At 49.2% G+C, this 26,057-nt stretch carries 24 protein-coding genes; 19 read left to right on the top strand and 5 right to left on the bottom strand.

What is annotated here, in order from left to right:
- The gene (locus tag R3E63_04065) at nt 1-1,563 is read left to right on the top strand and encodes an MDR family MFS transporter (GenBank protein ID MEZ5539131.1); all 1,563 of its coding nucleotides are present in this window, start codon (nt 1-3) and stop codon (nt 1,561-1,563) included.
- Nucleotides 1,564-1,566: 3 nt separating this feature from the next.
- Here the strand turns inward: R3E63_04065 and R3E63_04060 are convergent, their stop codons facing one another.
- Complete coding sequence (locus R3E63_04060; protein MEZ5539130.1) at nt 1,567-3,006, bottom strand: glycosyltransferase; 1,440 nt, start codon at nt 3,004-3,006, stop codon at nt 1,567-1,569.
- Between the two features lie 115 nt (nt 3,007-3,121).
- Between R3E63_04060 and argS the strand changes: the two genes are divergently transcribed.
- The 4 genes from argS to hslU all read left to right on the top strand — a co-directional run bounded on the left by argS (nt 3,122) and on the right by hslU (nt 7,674).
- Nucleotides 3,122-4,807, top strand: a complete 1,686-nt coding sequence (gene argS, locus R3E63_04055; protein ID MEZ5539129.1) for an arginine--tRNA ligase — start codon at nt 3,122-3,124, stop codon at nt 4,805-4,807.
- A gap of 49 nt (nt 4,808-4,856) precedes the next feature.
- On the top strand, nt 4,857-5,741 hold the full coding sequence (locus tag R3E63_04050) for an SPOR domain-containing protein (protein ID MEZ5539128.1): 885 nt from the start codon (nt 4,857-4,859) through the stop codon (nt 5,739-5,741).
- A gap of 66 nt (nt 5,742-5,807) precedes the next feature.
- Nucleotides 5,808-6,356 carry an ATP-dependent protease subunit HslV gene (hslV, locus tag R3E63_04045; GenBank protein MEZ5539127.1) on the top strand — a complete coding sequence of 183 codons (549 nt, stop codon included), beginning with the start codon at nt 5,808-5,810 and terminating at the stop codon, nt 6,354-6,356.
- The gene (gene hslU, locus R3E63_04040) at nt 6,349-7,674 is read left to right on the top strand and encodes an ATP-dependent protease ATPase subunit HslU (protein MEZ5539126.1); all 1,326 of its coding nucleotides are present in this window, start codon (nt 6,349-6,351) and stop codon (nt 7,672-7,674) included. Before hslV ends, hslU begins: the two co-directional genes overlap by 8 nt.
- Before the next feature lie 52 nt (nt 7,675-7,726).
- Here the strand turns inward: hslU and R3E63_04035 are convergent, their stop codons facing one another.
- Nucleotides 7,727-8,146: a nuclear transport factor 2 family protein gene (locus R3E63_04035; protein MEZ5539125.1), complete on the bottom strand. Its 420-nt coding sequence runs from the start codon at nt 8,144-8,146 to the stop codon at nt 7,727-7,729.
- Between the two features lie 32 nt (nt 8,147-8,178).
- Nucleotides 8,179-10,356 carry a glycosyltransferase gene (locus tag R3E63_04030; GenBank protein ID MEZ5539124.1) on the bottom strand — a complete coding sequence of 726 codons (2,178 nt, stop codon included), beginning with the start codon at nt 10,354-10,356 and terminating at the stop codon, nt 8,179-8,181.
- A 52-nt stretch (nt 10,357-10,408) separates the two neighbouring features.
- Between R3E63_04030 and R3E63_04025 the strand changes: the two genes are divergently transcribed.
- Nucleotides 10,409-11,578: a methylated-DNA--[protein]-cysteine S-methyltransferase gene (locus R3E63_04025; protein ID MEZ5539123.1), complete on the top strand. Its 1,170-nt coding sequence runs from the start codon at nt 10,409-10,411 to the stop codon at nt 11,576-11,578.
- Nucleotides 11,579-11,589: 11 nt separating this feature from the next.
- Here the strand turns inward: R3E63_04025 and R3E63_04020 are convergent, their stop codons facing one another.
- On the bottom strand, nt 11,590-12,402 hold the full coding sequence (locus R3E63_04020) for an adenosylcobinamide-GDP ribazoletransferase (GenBank protein ID MEZ5539122.1): 813 nt from the start codon (nt 12,400-12,402) through the stop codon (nt 11,590-11,592).
- Between the two features lie 78 nt (nt 12,403-12,480).
- Between R3E63_04020 and R3E63_04015 the strand changes: the two genes are divergently transcribed.
- The 9 genes from R3E63_04015 to R3E63_03975 all read left to right on the top strand — a co-directional run bounded on the left by R3E63_04015 (nt 12,481) and on the right by R3E63_03975 (nt 22,259).
- Nucleotides 12,481-14,280 carry an FAD-dependent oxidoreductase gene (locus R3E63_04015; GenBank protein MEZ5539121.1) on the top strand — a complete coding sequence of 600 codons (1,800 nt, stop codon included), beginning with the start codon at nt 12,481-12,483 and terminating at the stop codon, nt 14,278-14,280.
- Nucleotides 14,281-14,294: 14 nt separating this feature from the next.
- Nucleotides 14,295-16,133 (top strand): 2-oxoacid:acceptor oxidoreductase subunit alpha, encoded by a 1,839-nt coding sequence (locus R3E63_04010; protein MEZ5539120.1) that lies wholly within the window; start codon nt 14,295-14,297, stop codon nt 16,131-16,133.
- Nucleotides 16,134-16,142: 9 nt separating this feature from the next.
- The gene (locus tag R3E63_04005) at nt 16,143-17,195 is read left to right on the top strand and encodes a 2-oxoacid:ferredoxin oxidoreductase subunit beta (GenBank protein MEZ5539119.1); all 1,053 of its coding nucleotides are present in this window, start codon (nt 16,143-16,145) and stop codon (nt 17,193-17,195) included.
- A gap of 69 nt (nt 17,196-17,264) precedes the next feature.
- A complete protein-coding gene (locus R3E63_04000; protein MEZ5539118.1) occupies nt 17,265-17,729 on the top strand; it encodes a methylenetetrahydrofolate reductase C-terminal domain-containing protein in 465 nt (154 codons plus the stop codon).
- Nucleotides 17,726-18,682, top strand: coding sequence for a methylenetetrahydrofolate reductase (locus tag R3E63_03995; GenBank protein ID MEZ5539117.1), 957 nt, complete (start codon nt 17,726-17,728; stop codon nt 18,680-18,682). Before R3E63_04000 ends, R3E63_03995 begins: the two co-directional genes overlap by 4 nt.
- A gap of 25 nt (nt 18,683-18,707) precedes the next feature.
- The gene (locus tag R3E63_03990) at nt 18,708-19,751 is read left to right on the top strand and encodes an acyltransferase (protein MEZ5539116.1); all 1,044 of its coding nucleotides are present in this window, start codon (nt 18,708-18,710) and stop codon (nt 19,749-19,751) included.
- Nucleotides 19,748-20,488 (top strand): hypothetical protein, encoded by a 741-nt coding sequence (locus tag R3E63_03985; protein MEZ5539115.1) that lies wholly within the window; start codon nt 19,748-19,750, stop codon nt 20,486-20,488. The genes R3E63_03990 and R3E63_03985 overlap by 4 nt, the downstream gene beginning before the upstream one ends.
- An 80-nt stretch (nt 20,489-20,568) precedes the next feature.
- A complete protein-coding gene (gene purU / locus R3E63_03980; protein ID MEZ5539114.1) occupies nt 20,569-21,426 on the top strand; it encodes a formyltetrahydrofolate deformylase in 858 nt (285 codons plus the stop codon).
- A gap of 38 nt (nt 21,427-21,464) precedes the next feature.
- Entirely contained in the window at nt 21,465-22,259 is a 795-nt protein-coding gene (locus tag R3E63_03975) for a glucose 1-dehydrogenase (GenBank protein ID MEZ5539113.1), read from the top strand.
- A gap of 66 nt (nt 22,260-22,325) precedes the next feature.
- On the opposite strand, the gene R3E63_03970 is transcribed toward R3E63_03975, so the two are convergent.
- Nucleotides 22,326-22,535: a hypothetical protein gene (locus R3E63_03970; GenBank protein MEZ5539112.1), complete on the bottom strand. Its 210-nt coding sequence runs from the start codon at nt 22,533-22,535 to the stop codon at nt 22,326-22,328.
- A gap of 103 nt (nt 22,536-22,638) precedes the next feature.
- On the opposite strand from R3E63_03970, the gene R3E63_03965 reads away from it, so the two are divergent.
- Genes R3E63_03965 through R3E63_03950 form a run of 4 tightly spaced genes read left to right on the top strand, consistent with a single transcriptional unit; the run spans nt 22,639 to nt 26,053 of the window.
- Nucleotides 22,639-22,971 (top strand): virulence factor, encoded by a 333-nt coding sequence (locus R3E63_03965; GenBank protein ID MEZ5539111.1) that lies wholly within the window; start codon nt 22,639-22,641, stop codon nt 22,969-22,971.
- A gap of 9 nt (nt 22,972-22,980) precedes the next feature.
- Nucleotides 22,981-23,841: a YicC/YloC family endoribonuclease gene (locus R3E63_03960; GenBank protein ID MEZ5539110.1), complete on the top strand. Its 861-nt coding sequence runs from the start codon at nt 22,981-22,983 to the stop codon at nt 23,839-23,841.
- A gap of 26 nt (nt 23,842-23,867) precedes the next feature.
- Nucleotides 23,868-24,578: a polyprenol monophosphomannose synthase gene (locus R3E63_03955; protein MEZ5539109.1), complete on the top strand. Its 711-nt coding sequence runs from the start codon at nt 23,868-23,870 to the stop codon at nt 24,576-24,578.
- Nucleotides 24,560-26,053, top strand: a complete 1,494-nt coding sequence (locus R3E63_03950) for a glycosyltransferase family 39 protein (protein MEZ5539108.1) — start codon at nt 24,560-24,562, stop codon at nt 26,051-26,053. Before R3E63_03955 ends, R3E63_03950 begins: the two co-directional genes overlap by 19 nt.
- Nucleotides 26,054-26,057: the final 4 nt, after the last annotated feature.

The raw sequence follows: 26,057 nt of genomic DNA, 5'->3' as shown, positions 1-26,057 counted from the left end.
ATGACGCCTGTGCAGCGCAAAACTTTTGTCGATCGTTTGCCGCCAAATATTCGGCAGATGTTGCTGGCGGCTGCCGTTATGTTGGCGGCCATCATTCAAATTTTAGATACCACAATTGCCAATGTGGCGCTGCCGCATATGCAGGGCGCGTTGTCGGCAACCGAAGATCAAATTTCGTGGGTGCTGACTTCGTACATCATCACTTCTGCGATTGTGATGCCGATGACTGGTTTTATCGCCGGTCGTTTTGGGCGCAAGCGTTTGTTAGTGACTTGTGTGGTGGGATTTACCGTGGCGTCGGGGCTTTGCGGTATGGCGCAATCGCTGCCGGAAGCGGTCTTAGCGCGCATGCTGCAAGGTGTTTTTGGTGCGTGTTTGGTGCCGTTGTCGCAATCCATTTTGCTCGACACTTTTCCGCGTGAGCAACACGCAAAAGCAATGGCCTTGTGGGGTATTGGTGTGATGGTGGCACCGATTCTTGGACCAACCATCGGTGGTTGGTTGACGGAGTATTACAGTTGGCGCTGGGCGTTTTATATCAATTTGCCCGTAGGTATTTTGTCCTTGTTTGGTGTGATGGCCTTGGTGAAAGAATCACCTTTGGATTACGAACGGCGCTTTGATGTATTTGGTTTTTTTCTACTGAGTATCAGTATTGGTGCGTTGCAGTTGATGTTGGATCGCGGTCGAACACTGTATTGGTTTCAATCACCAGAAATTATTGCGGAAGCTGTTGTATCCGTTGTTACTTTTTATATGTTTATGGTGCATATATTTACGCATCAACGCCCTTTTATTGAACTGGCATTGTTTAAAGATAGAAACTTTAGTGTGAGTTTGGTGCTGATTTTTTTCGTCGGCATCGTGTTGCTGGCGACACTGGCATTGCTGCCGCCTTTTTTGCAAAGTTTGGTGGGTTATTCCGTATTGGATACCGGCTTGATGTTGGCGCCGCGCGGTGCTGGCACGATGTTGGGCATGATCGTTGTGACGCGTTTAATGGATCGTATTGATCCGCGTTTTATTATTGCAACCGGAGGTATTTTTACCTGTGGCTCGCTGTGGTTAATGATGGGGTTCACCGTTGATGTGAGTGAATCTGCGGTCATTTGGGTGGGAGTTTTGCAAGGGGTCGGATTGGGGTTTATTTTTGTGCCGCTATCGACAATTGCTTTTTTGACCTTGGAGCCATCGTTGCGCACCGAAGGGTCATCCATTTTTAGTTTGGTGCGCAATATCGGCAGCAGTATTGGTATTTCCGTGGTGATGACGCAGTTGGCGGATAATGTGCAGCGCAATCACGCTATTTTTTCAGAATACATCACGCCGTTTAATCACAATTTGGATTGGGGAGTGTTGCCGCAAATTTGGAATACCAGCACCGTGCAAGGCTTGATGGCGCTAGACGGCGAGTTGCTGCGTCAAGCTGCGCAGCTGGCCTATTTACAAGATTTCCGGCTGATTATGTGGATGACGGTCGCCATTATTCCGTTGGCATTGATGATGAAAAATACAGGCGCATTGGATGCGCAGGTAGCTAAGCATGATGCAGTGCTAGATTGAGTGTTAGCGAAAACCTAATCGCCTTTTCAAAATCAGCCACAACATTTTTGTGCCAGTTTTTAAGATGGCCAGCTTGCTGCCTGAGTGTTTGGAAATATCGCCAATGCGAGGGCGATAAGTAACAGGAATTTCGATAATTTTTCTTTCGGAACGCAACACTTCCACCATCATTTCTGGCGAAAACTCAGGGCCAACGGCCGATAAATTGTCACGAATAGTAAGGTAAGTATCGCGCCAAATAGCGCGATAAGTGCAGCCGAGATCGGTGAAGCGTGGTTCCTGTCGAATCCAAAAAAATTGCAACACTTTGGCCGCTAATACATTACCCCAGCGCAAAAAAGCATCCATGTTCGCGCCTTGCTCAATCATCTGCTTGGTTGTGCGTGTGCCTATCACCATGTCCGCATCGCGCATATACGCCAAAAATTTTGGCAAATCATCGGCGGTGAAAGACGCGTCACCTTCCATCAACACCAAAATGTCGCCGGTTGCGTTTTGTAAAGCGCAGCGCAGTGCTTCGCCGTAACCGCTTAAAGGTTGTGAAATTACCGTTGCGCCTTTTGCGAGAGCGATTTCTGCTGTGCCATCCGGTGATTGATTGTCGGCGACAATAATTTCATCCACTTTGTCGCGAAAATCTTCAATGACATCGCCGATGGCTGCGGCTTCGTTGTAAGTAGGGATCACTAAACTGACGCGGTATTGGTCGAAGTTTATTTTGCGATATAAATTCATCGCGCTGATGTAATCTTCCGCGTAATTGATATTGCGATAGCCACCTTTCAAAAGAGCGGCGCGCACATCCGCACCTTGTTGTGCGAGTTGCCCAATCACCTCGGTCAATTCCACGCGTCCTGTTTTTGTTGAAGGCGATGTTTTCTCAATGGCGTCGAAAATTTTTGGCGAAAAAATATAAGTGCCGCAACCTAGATAATGCGTCTTCACCACTTCCGGTTTTTCTTCCAGCGCGGTGATGCGGTTGCCATTGACAGTCACTGCATAGTTTTTGCGAATCAGTGTGGTGTCGCCGGTGGTTTTGATGCCACACACCACATCAACCGGTGCGCTGGCGTATTGCAGGAGTTGTTGGTGATTACTGTCGAGGTATAACTCGTCGCCGAGAATGACAGGAAAAGGCTGCTGAATTTTGTCGCGCACCGACAGCAATCCGCGCGCTAAGCCTGCGCCAATATTTTCGCATTCTGCATATTCGATCTGTACGCCGAGTTGGTGGCCGTCACCTATCGCTTTGCGAATCTGATCGCCGTGGTGGCCAATGATCAAAATGATTTTTTTGACGCCCAGTTGCTCGCGCATGATTGAAATGTTGCGCACTAATAGCGATTGCCCGCCGATTTCCAACAGGGTTTTGGGTGTGGCTTGGGTGTAGGGGTAGAGTCGCAGACCTGCGCCAGCGACGGGGATAACGCCAATTTCAAACATCGCCAGCTTCAACCTCGACTGCTGCTGTTATTGATTGTTATACGCTGTTATGTGGCTTCACAGTGCTGAAACGGCGATAATAACAGGCTAATTTGTATTTGAACGAATCCTTCTGATGAAACAGTCCTTGGCTGCCTTGCTACAAACTGCGCTGATGCGTTTGCAAAGCGAAGGCGTTTTGTCTGCCGGTGATTTGCCTGCGGTACAGCTCGATAATACGCGCGACAAAGCGCACGGTGATTTGGCAAGCAATATCGCCATGGTGTTGGCGAAGCAGGCGGGCAAGCCACCACGCGATTTAGCGGCTGCCATCATTGCTGCATTGCCCAACAACGCAGTGGTAGAAAAAGCAGAAATTGCGGGCCCCGGCTTTATCAATGTGTTTTTAGCGCGCGCTGCGCAAACAGCCGTGGTGTCGCGCGTGCTCACCGAGCGAGAACAGTTCGGTCGCAGCAACACAGGTGCGGGGCAGCAAGTGCAGGTGGAGTTTGTCTCTGCCAATCCCACGGGTCCCTTACATGTCGGCCACGGTCGCGGTGCAGCTATTGGTGATTGTCTGTGTCGTCTGCTGGCTGCAACAGGTTGGTCAGTCACACGCGAGTTTTACTACAACGATGCTGGCGCGCAGATCAACAATTTGGCGCGCTCGGTGCAAGCGCGCGCTTTGGGTCTTACGCCCGATGACAGTGCGTGGCCAGAAGACGGTTATCGCGGCGACTACATTACTGATGTCGCCAATGCTTACATGGCGGGCGAAAAAATTGATGCCGACGATCAGCATGTGATCGGTGCAAAAGACGCGCAAAATATTGAAGCGATTCGTCATTTTGCGGTGGCGTATTTGCGTCGCGAACAAGATTTGGATTTGCGCGCCTTCGATGTGCGTTTCGATGTGTTTTATTTGGAATCTTCTCTGTACGCGGAAGGTCGCGTTGAAGCGACGGTGCAGCAGTTAATCGCTAGTGGTCACACTTACGAAAAAGACGGTGCGTTGTGGTTAAAGACAACTGATTTCGGCGATGACAAAGATCGTGTGATGCGTAAAACAGAAGGCGGTTACACCTATTTCGTGCCGGATGTCGCGTATCACTTGAACAAATGGCAGCGCGGTTTTACGCGTGTAATTAACGAGCAGGGCGCGGATCACCATTCAACGATCACGCGTGTGCGCGCTGGGCTGCAAGCATTAAATGTTGGCATTCCTGCGGGTTGGCCCGATTATGTCTTGCATCAAATGGTCACGGTGATGCGCGGCGGTGAAGAAGTAAAAATATCCAAACGCGCCGGCGCTTATGTCACTTTGCGCGATTTGATTGAATGGTGCGGTCGCGATGCGACGCGTTATTTTTTAGTGTCGCGCGCAGCAACATCGCAATTGGTTTTTGATGTGGATTTGGCTGTTGCAAAAAGCAATGACAATCCCGTGTATTACATTCAATACGCGCACGCACGCGTGTGCAGCGTGTTGCGTCAAGCGCAGGAAAAACAATTGCCGTGGGATGAGTCAGCGGGTTTAGCGTCATTGGATCGCTTAACCACTGCGCATGAAACCGATTTGCTCAATACCTTAGCGCGTTACCCTGATGTCGTTGCCAATGCCGCACAGGATTTAGCCCCGCATGTGATTGCGCAGTATTTGCGTGAGCTGGCGGCGGGCTTGCACGCTTGGTACAACACCGAACAGTTTTTGGTGGACGATGCGGCGTTGCGCAATGCACGCTTGGCGTTGGCGGTTGCGACGCAGCAAGTGTTGCGCAATGGCTTGCTGCTGTTAGGTGTCAACGCACCGGAATCCATGTAATGTTTGTGCTTGTAATAAAGTTTGATAGTCAGGGAGTGAAGTTCACCTCATGAGCCACGATTTCGCCCGTAGCCAGCGGATCCGTAAGGAAACTTCTCATCGTCGTTCACCGCAGCGCAAAAAAAGCAGTGGCGTACCTTCGTGGTTGTGGCTGTTAGTCGGCACGCTGGCTGGCTGTTTGATTATGTTTTTGGTGTATCTCTCTGGTGTGCGTCCTCCGTTGCCTGCACCAGCAATGCCTGTAACTACTGCCCCAACAACAACTGCCGTGCCCAGTGAACAACCACCGGCACCGCCCAAGCGCGTTAGCCCTGTATTTGAGTTCTATACCAAGTTGCCGGAAGGTGGGCAGCCCGTAACGGATATCGCTCCTACTGCTCAACCTGAAGCGGCTAACACAACACCTGCGCCAGCCGCGCAAACACAGCCTGCGATCGCCGCGCCTGCAACGACACCTGGCGCGATGACGACGCCAACGCCAGATGCATCGCAGCCCGTCACAACGACTACAGCAGCGCCGAGCGCAGTGGTTACGCCTACCCCTGTGGAAACAACTGCTAAAAAAGCTGTGGAGAAACCTGCAAGCGATACAGCTTCTATGGATCCCATGGAGCAGCTATTGGCTCAAAAAGAGAAAGAAAGACAGGCTAAAGCTGCAGCAAAGCCTGCCCCCGCCGCCAAGCCTACGGCTGCCACTACCACAAACGGTGCGCGCTACTTACAGGCCGGTGTTTTTCGCAATGCGGCGGAAGCCGATAAGCTGCGCAGCAAGCTGTCTCGTCTGGGTGTCAGCTCTTCTATTCGCAAGGTGAATAGCGCGAGTGGCGAGAGCTTGCAGAAAGTCGTGGCGGGCCCGTTCCGCACGAGTCAAGAAGCGGATAAAGCGCGCATCATGCTCAACGGTAATGGCGTGAATACTATCCCCATCAAGTAATACACCTTGAAACAGTGGCAGACAGCCCATAGATAGATTGTCTCTCCCGCTGTCAGGATTTCTCCCTTGGAACAATTTCACGGCACTACTATTTTGTCTGTGCGCCGCAATGGGCGCGTGGTTGTGGGTGGCGATGGTCAGGTATCGCTCGGCAATACAGTGATGAAAGGCAATGCGCGCAAAGTGCGCCGCATCTATCGCGATGAAGTGATCGTGGGCTTTGCCGGCGGCACTGCTGATGCTTTCACGCTGTTTGAACGCTTTGAAGCGAAACTGGAAAAATACCAAGGACATTTAGTGCGCGCAGCCGTAGAGCTGGCAAAAGATTGGCGCACGGATCGCATGCTGCGGCGTTTAGAAGCATTGTTAATCGTGGCGGATAAAACCAGCTCGTTAATTATCACCGGCAATGGCGATGTCATTGAGCAGGAAGATGATTTGTTGGCAATCGGTTCTGGTGGTTCATTTGCGCAATCGGCGGCCACGGCACTGTTGAAAAATACCGATTTATCCGCACGCGATATTGTTGAAAAAAGCTTAGCAATCGCCGCTGATATTTGTATCTACACCAACCACAATCGCACGATTGAAGAAATGGAGTGCGAGCATGTCTAACATGACACCGCGAGAAATTGTCAGCGAACTCGATAAATACATCATCGGTCAACACGATGCCAAGCGTGCCGTCGCTATTGCGCTGCGCAACCGTTGGCGTCGCATGCAGCTGCCTGAAAATTTACGCACAGAAATCACGCCAAAAAATATTTTGATGATTGGTTCTACAGGTGTGGGCAAAACAGAAATTGCGCGTCGGCTCGCCAAATTGGCGGATGCGCCATTTGTCAAAGTGGAAGCCACTAAGTTTACCGAGGTTGGCTATGTCGGGCGCGATGTGGAATCCATAGTGCGTGATTTAATCGAAATTTCGATCAAGTTATTTCGCCAGCGCGCAATGGATGCTGTGCAAGTGCGCGCACAAGATGCAGCAGAAGATCGTGTATTGGATGCGCTGTTGCCCGCAGCGCGCGGTTTAGATCCGCAAGAAAAAGAAACCGGCACGCGCCAGATGTTTCGCAAAAAGTTGCGCGAAGGTGAGTTGGATGACAAAGAAATAGAAATTGAAGTGTCGGCTGCGCCTGTGGGTGTAGAGATTATGGCGCCGCCCGGTATGGAAGAAATGACCAGCCAGTTACAGAATATGTTTTCTAATATTTCCAGCGATAGAAAACAGCTGCGCAAAATGACCGTGCGCTCGGCAATGAAACAGTTGCAGGATGAAGAGGCGGCACGACTGATCAATGACGAAGAAATCAAAACCAAAGCTATCGAAGCCGCTGAACAAAACGGCATCGTGTTCATTGATGAGATCGATAAAGTCTGTCGTCGCGGCGAAACCAGCGGCGCTGATGTCTCGCGCGAAGGCGTGCAGCGCGATTTATTGCCTTTGATTGAAGGCTGCATCGTCTCCACCAAATACGGCATGATCAAAACCGATCATGTGTTGTTCATCGCCTCCGGTGCTTTTCATTTGGCAAAGCCTTCAGATTTGATTCCTGAGTTGCAAGGGCGTTTGCCGATTCGTGTGGAATTAGATTCGCTATCACCGGATGATTTTGAACGAATTTTGCAAGAGCCGGATGCCTCATTGACCGAGCAGTATCGCGCGTTGATGCAAACCGAAGGCTTGCAAATTGCTTTTGGCAAAGACGGCATTCGACGCATCGCGGAAATTGCTTGGGAGGTGAATGACCGCACCGAAAACATTGGCGCGCGGCGTTTGCATACCGTGATGGAGCGATTGTTGGAAAGTGTATCTTTTTCGGCGGGCGATTTAGCGGCGGAGGGCAATACAGTGACGATTGATGCGGCTTATGTCGATCAGTCGCTCGGTGCGCTGTCACAGAATGAGGATTTGAGTCGGTTCATCCTCTGAGCCGACTCTGTTTTTTCTCGGTCAAAAAATAAAAAGAAAAAATAAAAAGAAATTATATTTTTGTCGCTGCCGCCATCGTGCTGTTGAAATCCCAATAAGCGCGCAAGTTGGTGACTTTGCCTTCAGCGTTGACATGATAAATAAACACGCCTTTGGCTTCGATTTTCATGTCGCCCATGGTGTTAAGAATGGAGCCGACATTGGCGCAGGCGATGTCGCTCACGGGATAGGATTCGCGAATATTGAAATCGACATTGCCGGTGGCGATGCACATATCCCAAAACGCAGCGATAGCCTCTTTGCCGCGGTGACCGTTGCCAGTAGCATCCAGCGGTGATTTGCCAACGGGATCTTCAATGCAGGCATCGTCAGCAAAATTATTCACCCAAGCTTCTTTGTTTTTAGCGCGCACTGCGTCAATAGAGCGCTGCGCTGCGGCTTGGGCTGGATTGGTAATGTTGATGTCGCTCATGATTTTCTCTCCTATTAAAAGCGTGCAGTGTTTTACGGTTGTTTATTTGCAGGTAAAGGCAGCGGTTCATTAGCTTTGCCGGTCAGTACGCGTTGCCACAATGTTTTTGCCAAAGGCCAACTGAACAGCGTGTTGATGGTCATCGCGCATTCGTAACTGCATTTGCACTGCTCTTGTACGATTTTTCTGCGCAGTGCGACAGCTTGATTATTCGTCACGATATTTTTGAAATTGTTTTCTGGTTGATCGCCCAATATGTTGCCCACGGTATCCGGCAGCATTTCACAAGCATTGACGCGCCCGTCTTCCCAAATCACATAAGTAAGATCGCCTGCGGTGCAGGGTGTGACAAATTCATTAAAACGCATCACACGATAAATTAATTCTTTTTGTACCGTTTCTTTGGCGCGCACAATCATGCCACCCAAATAGCCAAATGCGGTCATGGTTTTGTGTTGTATATGCCATTCGTAGCGTTCAACAGCAGTTTTATAGGCATCAAGAATATTGATAGAAAGATTGGGTTGTAAAACTTGCGTATCGCGCACCAGATTGATGCTGATTTGGTTGGGTTGAAAAGTATCGGTTAATTCGTCGATGAAGTTGGGGTAAACATGCGCATTGGCTTCATTGACAACGGTGATAATCCCCAGAGAAAGGCGCGGGTAGACGCGTTGAATTTCTTTCAGTTTTTTCCAAGTTTTCAGTAGGTGATGCCAAGAGTCTTTGCCGCGAATGGCGTCGTGAATAGTTCTAGGCCCATCGACAGAAATTTGCACCGTCAACGCGCCGTGATGCATTTGTTGCAGCATGGCGAGTGTGCTGAGATAAGTTTTGTCGGTGTACCAGCCGTTCGTTGGTATGCTCACCATCATTGGTTGGCAATTGCGCATGATGGTGTTGTGAATCTCTGGCAAATCGCTGCGAATAAAAGGCTCGCCGCCACCGAGTGCGTACCACAGTACGGAGCCAATTTCTTGGGTTGTTTTGTTGAGTTGTTGCAGTGATTGTTCACCTGGGTCTTTAAGATCTAGCGTTTCTTTGTAGAAGCAGTGCTCGCAGCGCAAATTACAGCGCGAAGTAACAAAATGAATAATGCTGATTGGCATGCCGCTACGAAATAAAATGCGTTTTGCGAGTGTTGTGGAAAAAGGAATTCTAGTAGAGAAATATTTGATGCGGCGATAAATATGATGAAGCTTTGCTATGACTACACCTGAGCAAATGACAGCGCCCATGCACGGCCATAAAAGTAAGCCGGTGATTTTTTCGCGCCAGCGTGATGTGGTGAACACTTCATGCGCTAGTGCCAGTGGTGATAATAGGCAGGCAATGAGTAATCCTGCTACCCAGGTAGCGGATAATAGATGGCTAAATAAAGTGAACGCCAATATCAAAGGCATAACGCAAGAGATAATCAAGCTAGTTTTGAAGCGAGTACTGAGCTGATTTTCAACACGCTTAAAAATAGCAGGGTTATTACTTTGTGTTTCTTGTGCTAGAAAAGCTTTGTAGCCGTGATCCAACATCAAGCTTTTAAAAGAAAATATTTTTATATGGTTCGCTAAAAAATCTGGGTAGACATTGATATCCACGCCAGCATTGATAGCGCGAATACAAATTTCTTTGTCTTCGTGCATGCGTAAGTGTGGATTAAAAAATCCTATTTTTTTGTAGATATCACGACGCACTAATAAATGTGACGATTGGCCGTAGCGATAGTGATTGCGTGAAAACTCACTCTCAAAACGGTGATGTTGTATGTTGACGATAAAGCGGCTGATGCTGTTGTAATCTTTGCAATCTAAGGTGTACAAACCAAAAGCCATATCGTGTGCATGAGCGAGAGTATGGCGGCGCACAAATTGCCGTCCTTCTTCGGCAAGCACCACATCGGCATCCACAAATAATACATAGTCGCCTTGCGCTTCACGCCAACCCGCATTGCGCGCTGCACCAGGAAAGGCGCGTTCGGTCAGGTGAATTAAACGAACGCAGGGGTGACTCGGCAATGGCGTGGGTTGTGGGCTGGAATCACAGACCAAAATTTCTAGTGGTTCAAGCGGCAGCAGCGCTTGAATGACGCGCGCAGCCTGCCACGCGCCGTACACAGGAATCACGACGGACAATGTGGCAGACGAAGCGAGTGTTGAGGATGTGATGACAGGTTGCATCTTTCCATTTAACCATGCGGATGCAGAAAGCGTCATCTATCGACTTGTCGTAGCATACGATTCGTTTTCAGCGTAACGGAGCATAAAAATGCCTACAAAGTTGTTACAACAGCAGTGGCAGATTTTTCCGATAGCAAAAAAGTATTGTGGTGTTGCGTGGTGTGAGCAGGGTGTAACGCATTTTTTGTTGCCTGAAGATGCGCCAACGCGAATGCGAAAAGAGTTGCAAACAGCTACGAGCCAGCATCTGCCTGCGGCAAAAACGCCTGTGTGGGTTGCGCGTTTGATGCGACAAGTGGCTTTGCATCTCGATGGGAAATCACAAGACTTTTCGGCAATTCCTGTGTTGGTTGAAAAAGCTACGCCGTTTATGCAAGCCGTGTATGACGAAGCGCGACGCATTCCAGCTGGTGAAGTGATCAGCTACGCAGAATTGGCGGCGCGTATTAAAAAGCCAGGGGCTGTGCGTGCGGTGGGAACGGCGCTGGGGAAAAACCCTGTGCCGTTAATTATTCCTTGTCATCGCATCATTGCCGCGTCAGGAAAACTGGGTGGTTTTTCAGCACAGGGCGGCGTGGAGACCAAAAAACAGTTATTGATGGGTGAAGGTGTCGCGATAGAAAAGCCGCAGTACATTACGACGGCTGCGCAATGGCGCGCTGGGTTGCGCTATTTGAAAAAAGACAAAATCTTTCATCAATTACACAAGCAAGTCGGTGATTTTTCATTTAAGCCGCAGCTTAATGTTGAACCGCTAGAAGTATTTATTGATGCCATCGTTGGGCAGCAATTATCCAATAAGGCGGCAGCGACGATTCGTGCGCGCGTCGCGCCTTTGATTGCAAATCGCGGTAAGCCTTGTGCGAAAACCTTGCTTGCTTTGCCTGATGAAGTGTTGCGCAGCGCAGGTTTGTCTAGCATGAAAGTGTCTTATCTCAAAGACCTTGCGCAGCATGTATTGGATGGTTCTTTTCCGTCATCAACCGATGTAAAAACCATGAGTGACGAGCAGTTGGTGCGCTGTTTTTCTGCGGTAAAAGGCGTGGGGCGCTGGACCGTAGAGATGTATCTGATTTTTGATTTGGGACGCGCAGATATTTTTCCCGTCGATGATTTGGGAATCCGCAAAGCGATTGCGCAGCTCTATGATTTGAACGAGTTGCCTCCACCCAAACAGATGGCGCAGTACGCTGAAGCTTGGAAGCCGTATCGCAGTATTGCCTCGCTGTATCTGTGGCGCTTGTTGGATAACTCGTAGCGTTACTTAAATTAAGAATGTGTGATGACCATTGCTGTGACGATCAGTGTCACTAACTCGGCTATCTGTTGCGCGCCGCCCAAGCAGTCGCCGGTATAGCCGCCGATACGCTTGCGGTAGTACCACGCCGCCCAACTGCGCACAACCCACAAACCGAGCAGCAGTGGTAGCCACGCACGCAGCGGCAGTAAGAGCAGTGCAGGTGCGGCAGTGAGTAGAGTGAATAGCAAAGCAGAGCTGTCGAAGTGGGCGGGCGGTGATTTGGCTTGTGCATCTTCGGTGTCGCGCACATAGGGCAAGCTGAGCAGTAACGAGGTGGCGGTGGCGCGGCCGAGCACATGACCAGCGACAAGCGCGTACAGCGCCGTGAACAGCGGCAATTGCGCTAACAGACTGATTTTGCTGGCTAACATCAGTCCCAAGCCGAGCGTGCCGTAGGTGCCGAGGCGCGAGTCTTTCATGATGCGCAGCACCTGCTCTTTCTCCCAGCCGCCGCCAAAAGCGTCGCACATATCAGCAAAGCCATCCTCGTGAAAAGCGCCAGTGAGCAGAATGGTCAAAGCCGTCGCGAGAATCACCGCAGGCACCCAAGGCAGAAGGTGTGCGCTCAGCCATAACAGCAGCGCAGCAATGCCGCCCACCAGCCAGCCGACAGCAGGAAACCAGCGCGCCATGCCTAGCTGCAAGGTGGCATCGTGCCGCACCCAGCGCGCCACAGGCAGGCGTGTGAGAAACATCACCGCCATAAGAAATTGTTGCCAGTGTTGTTGCGGTGTCATTGGTTGTTTTATCCAGTAAAAAATACGCAAATAGGATGAATTCATCGAATCGCGGAGACAAATCCGAAGTAGTTTACTGTAGAATGCCGCGCCAACTGCAGTTCTGCTGCCGGGGAGCCCGCGGTGAAATCCACCAATATCCAAGATCCAGAATATTTCCATAAAGTCGTCGATTGTCAGTACGCCTGTCCGTCACATACGCCTGTTCCAGAGTACATTCGTTTGATTGCCCAAGAGCGTTACGCGGAAGCGTATATGGCGAACTGGGAATCGAATGTTTTTCCAGGCGTATTAGGGCGAACTTGCGATCGCCCTTGCGAACCTGCCTGCCGTCGCGGGCGCGTCGAGGAAAAACCGGTTGCCATCTGTCGTTTGAAGCGCGTCGCTGCGGACAATAAAGGCGATGTGTTGGCGATGATGCCAAAGATCCCTGAACAGAAAAACGGTAAAAAAGTTGCTTTGATCGGTGGTGGTCCTGCTGCATTGACGGTGGCGCGCGATTTGATGCCACTCGGCTACGAAATTGATTTGTACGACAACCAATCTGCTGGTGGCGGTTTCATGCGCAGCCAGATTCCCTCGTTCCGTTTACCAGCGGAAGTGTTGGATCAGGAAGTAAACTTTATTACCGATATGGGTGTGGTGACGCACTACAACACGCATGTCGATAGTTTGAATAGCGTATTGGCGAAAAATTACGATGCGGTTTTTGTTGGCACCGGCGCGCCGCGTGGTCGCGATTTGAAATTGCCGGGCCGTGAAGAAGCGGATACCAATATTCAAATCGGCATTAATTTTCTCGCCAGTGTTGCATTTGGTCACACTACACAAATCGGTAAACGCGTTTTAGTTATCGGTGGTGGTAATACGGCGATGGATTGCTGCCGTACAGCGCGTCGCCTTGGCGGCGAAGATGTCAAAATTGTGGTGCGCAGCCCGTTTGAGGACATGAAAGCCTCGCCGTGGGAAATTGAAGACGCGCAGCACGAAGGTATTCCCTTTTTCAATAATCATGTGCCGAAAGAATATGTCGTCAAAGATGGCAAATTGGTGGGCATGAATTTTGAAAAAGCTGAAGTGACTTACGATGCCGATGGCAAACGCGTCATGAAAGCTACTGGCGAATTTGTATTTTTTGAATGCGACGATGTGTTGATGGCCGTTGGCCAAGAAAACGCCTTTCCGTGGATCGAAGCCGATAGCGGTGTGGCGTTTGATAAGTGGGGCATGCCAGAGTTGGATGCTGTCACTTTCCAATCGTCTAACCCGAAAGTTTTCTTTGGTGGTGATGCGGCGTTTGGCCCCAAAAATGTTATTACTGCGGTTGCGCAAGGGCATCAAGCGGCAATTTCGATTGATTTGTTCTGCATGGGCGGTGATGTACAAAATCGCCCTGCGCCTGGCACCAATTTAATCGGTCAAAAAATGGGTATCCATGAGTGGAGTTACGACAGTGCGATTTCGCACGAGCTCCGCCACCTTGTACCGCACGCGCCGACAGAAAAAACGCTGTCGGATCGTATGTTGGAAGTGGAGTTGGGCTTTGACCGCGACACAGGCTACGAAGAAACACAGCGCTGCTTGAACTGCGATGTGCAAACTGTTTTCACTGCGAGTAAATGTATTGAATGCGATGCCTGCGTGGATATTTGTCCAACGCGCTGCATCACATTTACGCACAATGAAGAAGACGAAGAAACGCTGCGCCAAAACTTGAGTGCGCCAGCAGTAAACCATGAGCAAGCTTTGTATATCGCTGACGGCTTGAGCACAGGGCGCATCATGGTGAAAGATGAAGATGTTTGCTTGCACTGCGGTTTGTGTGCCGAACGCTGCCCAACATCCGCATGGGATATGCAGAAATATCTTTACAGTGTCACCAAAGCTGGCCAGCAGGGTTCTGGCGAGCAGTGTGCGGCTTGAGCCGGGGTGTGATCGTGAAAAAACTCGAAGCAGTCAATGATTTTGTCGTCAAGTTTGCCAATGTAAACGGTACCGGTTCTTCCAGTGCCAATGCTTTATTGGTGAAAGCCGTTTTTCGTATGGGCATTCCTGTTAGCCCGCGCAATATTTTCCCATCGAATATTCAAGGTTTGCCCACTTGGTACGAAGTGCGCATTTCGGAAAAAGGTTATACCGGTCGTCGCGGTGGTGGTTGTGATGTGATGGTGGCGGTGAACCCACAATCTATCGAACGCGATTTTCACGATGTCACACCTGGCGGTTATTTTATTTACGATTCCACCAAGCCGCTCGATAAAAAATTAGTACGCAGTGATATTCATGTTTTGCCCATTCCGTTGATGGAATTGTCGATGCGCGAATACACCGATGCGCGTCAGCGCCAGTTGTTTAAAAATATTATTTATATCGGTGCCTTGGCTGCATTGTTGGATATTGAATTCAGCGTGTTGACTGGTTTGATCGGTGATCAGTTTAAAGGTAAAGAAAAATTGATCGCACCGAATGTCAAAGCCTTAGAGTTGGGATTCAAATACGCAACAGAGCATTTCACTTGTCCGCTGGGCTTACGCTTACAGCGTAGCAACGGTGTAGGTGATCGTATTTTGATGGATGGCAACACGGCTTGCGGTCTTGGTGCTGTTTATGGCGGCGCAACAGTTGCCGCTTGGTATCCTATTACACCTAGCACTTCCGTAGTGGATGCTTACGAAAAATACGCCAAGCGTTTGCGCGTGGATCCTGATACTAGTGAAAGAAATTTTGCCATCATGCAAGCGGAAGACGAATTGGCGGCAATGGGTATGGTTATCGGCGCTAACTGGAACGGTGCGCGTTCTTTTACCGCAACTTCCGGCCCGGGTGTTTCGCTGATGAGCGAATTTCTCGGCTTGGCTTACTTTGCAGAAATTCCTGTGGTGTTGATTGATGTGCAGCGTGCTGGGCCTTCCACCGGCATGCCAACACGCACGCAGCAGTCTGACATCATCGCTGCAGCGTACGCTTCGCATGGCGACACCAAGCATGTGTTGTTGTTCCCATCAACGCCGAAAGAATGTTTCGACATGACGGCCGATGCATTTGATTTGGCGGAGCAGTTGCAAACGCCCATTATCATGCTGACCGATCTCGACTTGGGCATGAATGATTATTTATCGCCGCCTTTGCAGTGGGATGATGCGCGCACTTATCAACGCGGCAAAGTATTGAATGCAGAGCAGCTCGACAAAATTCAAAAGTTTGGTCGTTATTTGGATGTGGATGGCGATGGTATTTGCTACCGCACCATCCCTGGCACACACCCTAGCAAAGGCGCATTTTTTACACGCGGCACTTCACGCGACACTTATGCAATCTACACAGAAGATGGCGATAAGTATGTGGAGAATGTGGATCGCCTGCTGCGTAAATTTGAAACAGCAAAACAATATGTACCTGCGCCAGAAGTTTATCCAGAGCAAGCAGGCGCCAATTACGGCGTGATTTTCTTTGGCACTTCTGCTGCACCAACCGAAGAAGCCTTGGATTTGTTGGCGGAAGAGGGTGTGCGTTTGAACGCGCTGCGTATTCGCGCATTCCCGTTCAATAAAACGGTGGATGATTTTATTGCGCGTCACGACAAAGTGTTTGTGATTGAACAAAATCGCGATGCGCAGTTGCGCACGCTGTTGATGGCAGAAAACGATGTGTCACCGCAGCAAATGGTTTCTGTGTTGAATTACGACGGTATGCCGATTACTGCCGAGTTTATCCGCAGCAAGATTCAGAATTACCTGCAGCTTGCTCCTGTTATTCCACTTCACAAAAGCGTCTAGGTAGTTGCCATGACTTATGTGCGTAGCCGTTTCCAACATCCTTCTGCTCAGCCCAACAGCTTAGGTTTTACGCTGCGCGACTACGAAGGCTCTTTGTCTACTCTGTGCGCGGGCTGTGGGCATGATTCAGTTTCTGCTGCCATTGTGCGTGCGTGCTATGAATTGGCGATAGAGCCACATCGCGTGGCGAAGTTATCTGGAATCGGTTGCTCGTCCAAAACGCCGACTTATTTTCTCGGACAGTCGCACGGTTTTAACTCGGTACACGGGCGTATGCCCTCGATTGCTACGGGCGCAAATTTAGCGAATCGTGATTTGCTGTACATCGGCGTGTCCGGCGATGGTGATACCGCGTCTATCGGTATGGGGCAGTTCGCGCATGTCACGCGCCGTGCGTTGAACATGGTTTACATCGTCGAAAACAACGGCTGCTATGGGCTGACCAAAGGTCAGGATTCCGCTACTGCCGATGTCGGCTCCCTGAACAAAAAAGGCAGCGCGAACCAATATCAACCGATGGATTTGGTGAGCCTCGCGCTGAAACTGGGCGCTACTTTTGTCGCGCGTAGCTTCTCTGGTGATAAAGAGCAGTTGGTACCACTATTGAAAGCGGCGATGTCGCATCACGGCTTTGCATTTATTGATGTTATTTCGCCTTGCGTAACTTTCAATAATCATAAAGGCTCCACCAAAAGCTACGAGTATGTGCGCGAGCATTTGGAAGCCACGGGCGCAGTCGATTTTGTGCCTATGCACGAAGAGATCGTGACCAATTATTTGGAAGGCACGGCGCAGGAAGTTACTTTGCACGATGGCTCTACTATTCGCCTGCAAAAAACCGGCAGCGACCACGACCCGCGTGACCGCAGTGCGGCACTGGCTGCGCAGTTGAAAGCGCTGCATGAGGGCGAGATTCTCACCGGCCTGCTCTACATCGACCCAGAGGCTGAGGAAACGCACGATTTCCTGCGTACCAGCACACGCCCACTCAACAGCATGACCGAAAAAGAGCTGTGCCCGGGTGGTGCCATGCTGGATTTGATCAACTCTAGCTTTCGTTAAACCCTTGACGATATAACGGTTTTCTCTCAAACTTACTCGCAAGTAAGTTTCTTTCTCGTGAGTAAGTTTATGTTCAATCGTGTCTGGACGCGAAGCCGCCTCTACCGTGTGCTGTTCGGTTTTGAAGAGTGGTTCAAGAAGCGTGTTTTTGGCTGTCACAGTTGCGGTCAATGCGTCCTGCGCTCTACCTCTCTCGTGTGTCCGCAAACTTGCCCGAAACAAATGCGTAATGGTCCCTGCGGTGGCTCCATGTTTGGCAAATGCGAAGTGTTTCCGGATCGCGATTGCGTGTGGACCAAAATTCACGAGCGTGCCGACACACAAGTGATGCAAATTTTTGATATGAGCGAAAAAATTGTGCGCATTCAACCAGCAGTGGATTGGTCGATAGTCGGCACATCAGCCGTGGGCAGTATTTTGGAAGGAAAAACAGATAGCGATGGCGGTATTAAATCGCCGCATCCAATACCGAATACACAAATTGACCAGTTGATTGCAAGCAGTGCAGCAGCGGGAGCGGGAGCGCAAGCATGAGCGCACTGTACGAAACCAGTCAGCTGTATAAAAAAATAAAAAATGGTGAGTTTGTTGTCACTGCAGAATTATCACCACCGAAAGTGCCCGATTTATCGCGTTTAGATAAACACTTAGCGCATTACCGTCGCGGCGTGGATGCAATCAATATTTTGGATATGCCATCGGCAACTTTGCGAATGTCGTCGATCGGCACGGCGATCTATGTCAAGCAACAAGGCTTAGAGCCGGTGATGCAGATGACTTGTCGCGATCGCTCAAAGTTAGCGATGCAAGCTGATTTAATTTCTGCTTACGCGCACGGTATTCGCAATATTTTGTGTTTGACAGGTGACTATGTCACTTTTGGCGATCATCCCATGTCAAAACCTGTTTATGACATGGATTCCACCAACGCCATCATGATGGTGAATCAATTGCGCCGCTTAGGAAAATCTTATGGCGGTGGCGCAATCGCTGACAACGCGAAAGAAGAGCCTTTCAAAATGCAGTGGTGCATAGGCGGCGCTGCGAATCCGGCGGGCAATAAACCTGAGCATCTCGCGCGTGCGATGGCAAAAAAAGCAGCGGCCGGCGTGGATTTTTTGCAGACACAACCTGTGTTTGATTTGGATGTGTTTGATAAATGGTGGAAGGCGATGGAGCGTGAAGGCGTGACAAAAAAAGTTGCGATTCTTCCCGGTATTTTGCCGCCGCGTTCGCACAAAGGTTTGGAATTTATGATGAATCATGTGCCGGGCATTTGGGTGCCGCCGCATGTCGAAAAACGCATTCGCGAAGCACAAGATCAAAAACAAGAAGCGCTGATTTTTTCACTCGAAACCATGCGAGTTTTGAAAGAGCGTTATCCGATTGCAGGCTTTCATTTGTACCCCTTGGCGTGGACAGAAAATGTGCCGTACATTTTGGGTGAGTTGGGCTTGTTGCCGCCGGAAAACACAGTAGCGGCGTGAGTAGTTATCTAGGCGGTAAGGCTGTATGAACTCCACGGTTACTCGCATAGAGAATGTACAGTACTTACGCGGTATTGCTGCCTTGGCGGTAGCTTTAGCGCACATTGCTAGCCTACAACATAGCCTTGCGCCAAACACCTCCCCTGTATTGCCTGAGTTTAATGGCTTCTGGGGCGTCGATATTTTTTTTGTGATCAGCGGATTTATCATCGTGTACATCACGCGAGATATTGAAGCGAGTGGTCGCGCGGCGGCTTTGTTTATGCTCAAACGTGCGGTGCGTATTGTGCCAGCGTATTGGGCGTTTACCGTTCTCATTTACTTCTCTGATACGCAGCACTGGTTTAGTGATCAGCCTAATCTTACAAATGTAGCGATGTTGATTAAAAGTCTATTGTTTGTGAAGCCGGGTTTTCCGTTGCTGTTTGTTGGATGGACGCTGACTTTAGAAATGTTCTTTTATGTTTTGTATGCATTAATGCTATGGCGTTTTAATGCTGTTGTACGAGTGTGGCTTGTTGCGCTATTTTTGGCTTCGCTTACTGTTCTACCTATTTTGATTGGACAAGAAAATCGATATATAAAGTTTTATACGCAAACGATATTGCTGGAATTTGTAGTAGGCATGTTGATTGCTTATTTTTGTTTTATGAAACAAAAGCAGTTGCCACAAGTTGTTGCTTGTACTTCGTTTATCATCGGATGGCTTTTGTTGGCTTGTGTTACTTTCTACCAAAAAGATGAAGTGTTAATCTTTCATCGTGCATTTTGGTGGGGAATACCTGCGCTTCTTATTGTGCTAGGTGCTGTCAATATGCAGCTTTTTTGTAAAAGTAAAGTGCTCAGTTTTTCTGGGGCTGTTTCGTATTCCTTGTATCTGTGTCATATGCCTTGTGCATACCTTGCTACACTGTTGGCAAAAAAATATTTCACTGACTCTGTATATTTTTTATTGGCGTACTTGATTTTCGCTATGGTGTTGACGGCAATATTTACGATAATTTCATGGCGATTGTTGGAATGTGTCCCGCAACAGATACTGCGTCGCAGTCTGCGAGGTGCTGCATGATAACTCCGGTATCTGATCGTGCTTTGGTTAATCGCTTGACGAATTATCGCTATCGATTGGATCGCAACAGCGTGCTCAATTTCATGGGCTACGGTGATCCAGAAAAAGCGCGCAAGCCTGTTTTGAAAATTTTGGATGAGCAAATGCTGCGCGCTCACGAATTTGCTGAGCCTTGGGCGGCGGCGATTGAAGTGCCATTGTGCGGCATCGAAAATGACAAAATTCATTTGAAGCGCGGTGTGGAGCAGGTGGTGCTGCACAGCGAGCAGCTACCAAAAATTCTGCGTCACGCGGAATCGGTAGTGATTTTATTGGCGAGTGCGGGCAATGCTGCTACACAAGAATCCAAGCGTTTGATGGATGAAGGAAAGCTGGGGCAGGCATTGGCGATGGATGCCGTGGGTTCCGCCATGGTAGTGGAGGCGATGAAAGCACTTACCGATCAAATATCTGCCGAGGCGCAACAGCGCGGTTACGGCACAACGCTGCGAGTGGGGCCTGGCTACACCGGTTGGCATTTCGGTGATCAAGCGATTCTGTTTCGTTTTTTTGACGGTATGGACGCACTGCCCATTACCATGAGCGATGGCATTATGATGCGCCCTCAGAAATCACTGCTCGGCATGGTGGGCTTAAACCCTGGCGCGAAGAATGCGCCTGAAATTGAACCTTGCCGCCTGTGTGATCTCAAGAACTGTGCAATGCGCAAGGCGCCGTTTCGCGGCGTGGACGCCTAGCGCGTCAGTAAGCGGATTGCTCATGTTGTGCCCAGCATTCTTTATCTAAAATTAGCCTTCGACCTACGGAGAAGTTGTCGATGAACCGACCTAACACTGCCACGCTACTGTTGCGCTGTCCTGACCGCAAAGGCTTGAATGCAGCGATTGCCAATTTGTTGCTGCGCAATAACATCAACATTTTGGATGCGCAGCAGCACACCGATGAAGAGCACAACATTTTCTTTCATCGCGTGTATTTTGATATTGCTGATATGTCTGTCAGCAAAGAAGCATTGAACAAACAATTGGCTGAAGAATGTGCAAAGCACGACATGGAGTGGCAGCTATTTTTTGCTGACCACAAAAAACGCGTAGCCATTTTTGTTTCAAAATATGAACACTGTATTTATGATTTGCTGCTGCGCTACAAAGTGGGCGAGTTGAATTGTGATATCCCACTGATTATTTCAAATCATGAAGATTTGCGTTACTTTGCGGATGTTTTCAAAATTCCTTATTTTGTTTTTCCAATCGCCAAGGAGAACAAACGCGAGCAGGAGCAAAAAGAAATTGCCTTGTTGCGAGAATACAATATCGACCTCGTGGTGATGGCGCGCTATATGCAGGTGTTGTCGGATGAAATGATTGCGGAGTTCCCCAATCAAATCATTAACATCCACCACTCAACATTGCCGGCGTTTAAAGGTGCAAAACCGTACCATCAAGCGTTTGAGCGCGGCGTAAAATTGGTGGGTGCAACGGCGCACTACGCAACAGCCGATTTGGATGAAGGTCCTATCATTGCGCAAGGTGTAGAAGGTAGTTCGCACGAAGATACGATTGATGATCTGGTGCGCAAAGGGCGCGATATAGAACGAGTGACTTTGGCACAAGCGGTACGAGCGCATTTGGATGATCGAATTATTGTTCATGGTCGCCGCACAATAGTTTTTTAATAATTTTTACTTTCACGATAAATAATCAAGGGGTTTGTATGAGCACAAGACTGGATGGAAAAGTAGCCATTGTGACTGGCGCGGCGAGTGGTATCGGTCGCGGCACAGCAGAATTGTTGTTGCAGCACGGCGCGAAAGTTGTCGTTGCCGACATGAATGAAGAAGGCGGCAAAGCCGTGGTTGCGGAATTGGGCGCCAATACACGCTTTTTTAAGTGTGATGTCACCAGTGAAGATAGTGTAAAAGCAATGATTGATTTCGCTGTCGCTGAATTTGGTCGGTTAGATATTTTGCACAACAATGCCGGTGCTTTTGGCGCGCGCGGCACAGTAGAAGAAATTTCTACGAAAGATTTTGACTTTACTTTTGCTTTGCTGGTTCGCTCGGTCTTTTTGGGTTGTAAATATGCAGCGATTCAAATGCGCAAACAGGGCAATGGTGGTTCTATCATCAACACCGCCAGTATTTCTGCGACAACGCCAGGCTATGGCCCGCATATTTATCAAGCGGCAAAAGCGGCTGTGTTGCAGTTGTCAAAAACCTTTGCCTTGGAATTGGCAGAGCAAAATATTCGCGTAAATTGTGTGTCTCCTGGTGGCGTTTACACGCCGTTGGTGGGTAATGCGATTGGTTTGGATCCAGAAACTACGAAAAAAGTAGGTGAAGGGATGGGGGCAACATTGCCGATGAATCGCCCTGGCTATCCTTTGGATATTGCGCGCGGCGTGTTGTTCTTTGCGTCAGAAGATTCGGAATTTATTATTGGTCAAAATATGATTATTGACGGTGGTGAATCACTGGGTAAAAAGTTCAAAGACCAAGGTATTCATTGATTTTTAAGTAGCAATAAAAAAGCAGGCCTAGAGCCTGCTTTTTTTACGACTAAAGAAGGAGATAAATTAGTAGTCGTAACCTTGTTCCCAGTTGTTTTCTTCGGCAACGGAATTGAAGAAATCATCTTCCTCTTTTTCTTCTTCATCGTCAGACCAAAAACCATCTTCCTCATCTTCGGGTATATCGTCCTCTACCGCATTGCCTTCCATATCTTCAATTTGAAAGCCGTCGGCATTTTCAAAGGTTTCTTCTTGGTTTTTTTTACGTTTGGCCATGTTTTTCTCCAGCGGAATACATGCGAATCACTCAGCTTTGCAGGCGTATTGTGGCAGAATACACGCTCAGTTTGATAGCTCAGTAATGGGCGTGGAGAAAAAAATGGCAGATATAAAAATTACCTATTGGGGTGAGATTCCTTGTTCGGTCATGGTGCGCGAAGGGCGCGGAGAACGCTTTAATATTCAATTACCTAAGATTTACATGGTCACTGTCGATGCCATCGCTGTGAAGATTGGCGCAGTGAGCGCTGAGGATTATGCCAAGGGCTTTCGCGTAGAAAAATCAGAGCAGGAAGGTGACCCAGCTACCCTGGCGCAGAAAATTGTGGATGAATTGGTGGCGAAATATCCACGGGAGTGGTTGTGGGAGCAGCGCGATAAAGCGGGCATTGATGCAATAGGGCAGGCGCAAGCTGATGCGGACGCCAAATAGGAGAAAACCATGCGCAGCATGACGGCCTTTGCGCGCACAGAGCGCGCAGAAGTGTGGGGGACTTTGGTTTGGGAGATCCGCTCGGTGAATCACCGCTATTTGGAGCCAGGGTTTCGTCTGCCGGAAACTTTTCGTTTTTTAGAGCCGGCGTTGCGTGAGCAACTGCGCAAACAATTGCAGCGCGGCAAAGTGGATTGCAGTTTGCAATTTCAACCAGCGGTAACTCGTGATGCAGTAACGGTTGATGTGGATTTAGTGCAGCAATATGTGAGTGCGGCTGAACAAATTCAGCCGCTGTTGAAAAATGCTTCGCCGATGAATGCGGTGGATTTTTTATTTCGCCCTGGCGTGTTGCGTGAGAACAGTGTAGAGCGCGATGTGTTGTCCTCTGTCGCAACATCGTTGTTCACAGAAGCGGTTAAAGAGTTGCAAGTTGTCAGAGCGAGAGAAGGCGTTGCATTGGCTGCCGTTATTCAGGCGCGCTTACAGCAATTGCGCGAGCAGGCCATGGTTGTGCGAGAGGCGTTGCCTACTATTTTATCAATGCAGCAACAAAAACTGCGTGATCGTTTGTCGGAGTTGCAGGGTGAAATCAATCAAGACCGCATTGAGCAAGAGTTGGTGCATTTAGCGCAGCGCTGTGATGTCGATGAGGAATTGGATCGCTTGGATACACACATCAAGGAAGTTGAGCGCATTCTGGGCGGCAAAGAAGCCGCAGGTCGAAAATTGGACTTCATGATGCAGGAGTTAAATCGTGAAGCGAATACGCTGTCGTCAAAATCTATCAGTGCAATCACTACGCAAGCTGCTGTGGAAATGAAAGTATTGATTGAACAGATACGTGAGCAAGTACAAAACATCGAGTAACACAGCGATTGATGCAGGGAAAGCTGATGAATTTGTCGCTATCTATCGTTATTCCAACTTACAACGAAGCAGAAAATATTGGCAAGCTTTTGCAGTGCTTGCATGATGGGTTGAGTAATCAGGTTGTCGCTTATGAAGTGATCGTCGTAGACGATGCGTCGAGTGATGGCACGGTATCTGTTGTGCAAACAGCGGTGAAGGATATGCCTGTAATTCGTTTGCTACAACGCAAGGCTATGCGCGATTTGTCGTCTGCTATTGCAGCAGGTTTTGATGAAGCGCAGGGCGAATATCTGTTAGTGATGGATGCCGACTTCCAGCATCCACCCGCAATGGTTTCTCATTTATTACATGCAGCACAACAACAGCCAGTGGATCTGGTGATAGCCACACGCTACGCAGAAGGGGGGGGGGCTGTGCAGGCGTGGAATCGCGGGCGTTACGCATTGTCGCGTTTCGCCACTTTTATGGTGAGAGGTGGCTTGCCGAATAAAGTATCAGATCCGCTGAGCGGCTTTTTTTTAATGCGTAAAACAGCGTGGCTGGATATTCGCGCGCAGCTACAGCCACAAGGTTTTAAGTTGTTGTTGGATATTCTGATGGCGAAGCCGTCCTTGCGCTGTACGGAGTGCGGCTACATATTTGCAGCGAGAAAGCATGGGCGTAGCAAACTGAGTGGCAAAGTCGGCGTAGCATTTCTACGCGCGCTGTGGCGTTTATGGCGGCGATCACCGTGAAGATAGAAAAGCAAAGCGCTATCGGTATCGCATGCGCAGCAGCGTATCTGTTGCTGTTAGTGCTACCTTTTTTGACGCACTACGGGCTGTGGTTTGATGAAGTTTTCAGCATCGTCATGTCGCGCAGTATCGACAGCATCGAGAATATGGTACAAACACAAGAAAATAATATGCTGTTGCATTATTTATTGTTGTGGCTTTTGCATCCTCTGAGTGGAGACAGTGAAGTTTTTTGGCGCAGCACATCCATTGTTTTGGTTTTGCTGTCGTTATTGCCATTGCATGCTGCGGGACGCCGTTTGTCTGATGTAGCAACAGCGAATGTCGCACTGTTGTTGTTTGTTGCGCAATATATTGTGTTGGAGCACACGCGCACTTGTCGTGGTTATTCGCTGGCATTGTTGTTGTCGACGCTGGTGTTTTGGCGCTGGGTGATTGCATGTGAAAGTCAGCGATTGCGCGATTGGTTATTAGTGGGTGCGCTATCGGGTTTGGCTGTGTGGACGCACTACTTTGCGGCGCTGCTGCCGATAGTGTTGTTGATTGCGATGTTTTGGCGCGATGGCTTGAAACAGTCGTGGCGTTATTTATTGCCTGCCGCGTTACTGTTTGTGTTGCTGGCATTGCCGATTGTGTTGACGCGACCGCCTGATGGTGCGGCACAAATTGGTTGGGCGAATGTGCCGAGTTGGAAATCTATCCAATCTACATTGTGGATGTTGGCTGGTAATAATGGTTTATATCAAGAGCCGGTGATTGCGGCCATTTTATTGAGTGGATTGCTGGCAAGTTTACTGCAATGGCGGCAAGATTTTTCACATTGGCGCCATGTTGCGGTGGGTTTGGCTGTTGGCTTGTTGGTAGTCATTTTATTGGTGTTGATAGAAAGTTTTATTGGTCAGCCAGTATTTGTGGTGCGTTTTTTCACACCGCTGGTGCCAATCTATTGCGCGATATTGGCTATCGCTCTGCGCAATACAGTGTGGTGGTTGCGTGCACTGTTAGTGTTCGCGTTATTGTTGTCATCGGCATTTGAAACATGGCGCGTGTTTGCGCTACAACCGATGCCCGCACGATTTATTTGGCGACCGATGACGCAAGTCTTGGTCAAGCAATTTCAGCCAGATGATGTGGTATTGGTATATCCCGCGTTTAATCGCATGCCTTTGAATTACTACTTGGATCAGCGTGATCCTTGGTTTCTACTGCCGCGCACGCAAGAGTTTGTCTCTGCGCCGTACAGAGCGGGTGGCGGTGTGGAACCAGCACCGGACTGGCAGTATTTACAGCGCGTAAATCACAATGCCTCGCGCGTTTGGTTGATTGCTGATGAGCAAGATGTACCAGCTTGGACAAGGCTACAGCGCGCGCAAGCACCAGCGATTCGTGCGTTGCTATTGCAAGAACGCGTACTGGCCTACCACTGGCGTTATCAATCCATTTCGGTGCAGCGTTATGATCGCATTGCAAAATAGCAAC

The organism is Pseudomonadales bacterium (assembly GCA_041395665.1).
GTDB lineage: Bacteria > Pseudomonadota > Gammaproteobacteria > Pseudomonadales > UBA7239 > UBA7239.
The sequence above is the reverse complement of the archived record's forward strand: the minus strand, read 5'-3'. Positions and strand labels throughout refer to the sequence as shown.

Bases quoted from the DNA above. Each gene is read 5' to 3' on its own strand.
- R3E63_04065 (MEZ5539131.1), top strand. From the start codon at position 1: ATGACGCCTGTGCAGCGCAAAACTTTTGTCGATCGTTTGCCGCCAAAT.
- R3E63_04060 (MEZ5539130.1), bottom strand. From the start codon at position 3,006: ATGTTTGAAATTGGCGTTATCCCCGTCGCTGGCGCAGGTCTGCGACTC.
- argS (MEZ5539129.1), top strand. From the start codon at position 3,122: ATGAAACAGTCCTTGGCTGCCTTGCTACAAACTGCGCTGATGCGTTTG.
- R3E63_04050 (MEZ5539128.1), top strand. From the start codon at position 4,857: ATGAGCCACGATTTCGCCCGTAGCCAGCGGATCCGTAAGGAAACTTCT.
- hslU (MEZ5539126.1), top strand. From the start codon at position 6,349: ATGTCTAACATGACACCGCGAGAAATTGTCAGCGAACTCGATAAATAC.
- R3E63_04035 (MEZ5539125.1), bottom strand. From the start codon at position 8,146: ATGAGCGACATCAACATTACCAATCCAGCCCAAGCCGCAGCGCAGCGC.
- R3E63_04030 (MEZ5539124.1), bottom strand. From the start codon at position 10,356: ATGACGCTTTCTGCATCCGCATGGTTAAATGGAAAGATGCAACCTGTC.
- R3E63_04025 (MEZ5539123.1), top strand. From the start codon at position 10,409: ATGCCTACAAAGTTGTTACAACAGCAGTGGCAGATTTTTCCGATAGCA.
- R3E63_04020 (MEZ5539122.1), bottom strand. From the start codon at position 12,402: ATGAATTCATCCTATTTGCGTATTTTTTACTGGATAAAACAACCAATG.
- R3E63_04005 (MEZ5539119.1), top strand. From the start codon at position 16,143: ATGACTTATGTGCGTAGCCGTTTCCAACATCCTTCTGCTCAGCCCAAC.
- R3E63_04000 (MEZ5539118.1), top strand. From the start codon at position 17,265: ATGTTCAATCGTGTCTGGACGCGAAGCCGCCTCTACCGTGTGCTGTTC.
- R3E63_03995 (MEZ5539117.1), top strand. From the start codon at position 17,726: ATGAGCGCACTGTACGAAACCAGTCAGCTGTATAAAAAAATAAAAAAT.
- R3E63_03990 (MEZ5539116.1), top strand. From the start codon at position 18,708: ATGAACTCCACGGTTACTCGCATAGAGAATGTACAGTACTTACGCGGT.
- R3E63_03985 (MEZ5539115.1), top strand. From the start codon at position 19,748: ATGATAACTCCGGTATCTGATCGTGCTTTGGTTAATCGCTTGACGAAT.
- purU (MEZ5539114.1), top strand. From the start codon at position 20,569: ATGAACCGACCTAACACTGCCACGCTACTGTTGCGCTGTCCTGACCGC.
- R3E63_03975 (MEZ5539113.1), top strand. From the start codon at position 21,465: ATGAGCACAAGACTGGATGGAAAAGTAGCCATTGTGACTGGCGCGGCG.
- R3E63_03970 (MEZ5539112.1), bottom strand. From the start codon at position 22,535: ATGGCCAAACGTAAAAAAAACCAAGAAGAAACCTTTGAAAATGCCGAC.
- R3E63_03965 (MEZ5539111.1), top strand. From the start codon at position 22,639: ATGGCAGATATAAAAATTACCTATTGGGGTGAGATTCCTTGTTCGGTC.
- R3E63_03960 (MEZ5539110.1), top strand. From the start codon at position 22,981: ATGCGCAGCATGACGGCCTTTGCGCGCACAGAGCGCGCAGAAGTGTGG.
- R3E63_03955 (MEZ5539109.1), top strand. From the start codon at position 23,868: ATGAATTTGTCGCTATCTATCGTTATTCCAACTTACAACGAAGCAGAA.
- R3E63_03950 (MEZ5539108.1), top strand. From the start codon at position 24,560: ATGGCGGCGATCACCGTGAAGATAGAAAAGCAAAGCGCTATCGGTATC.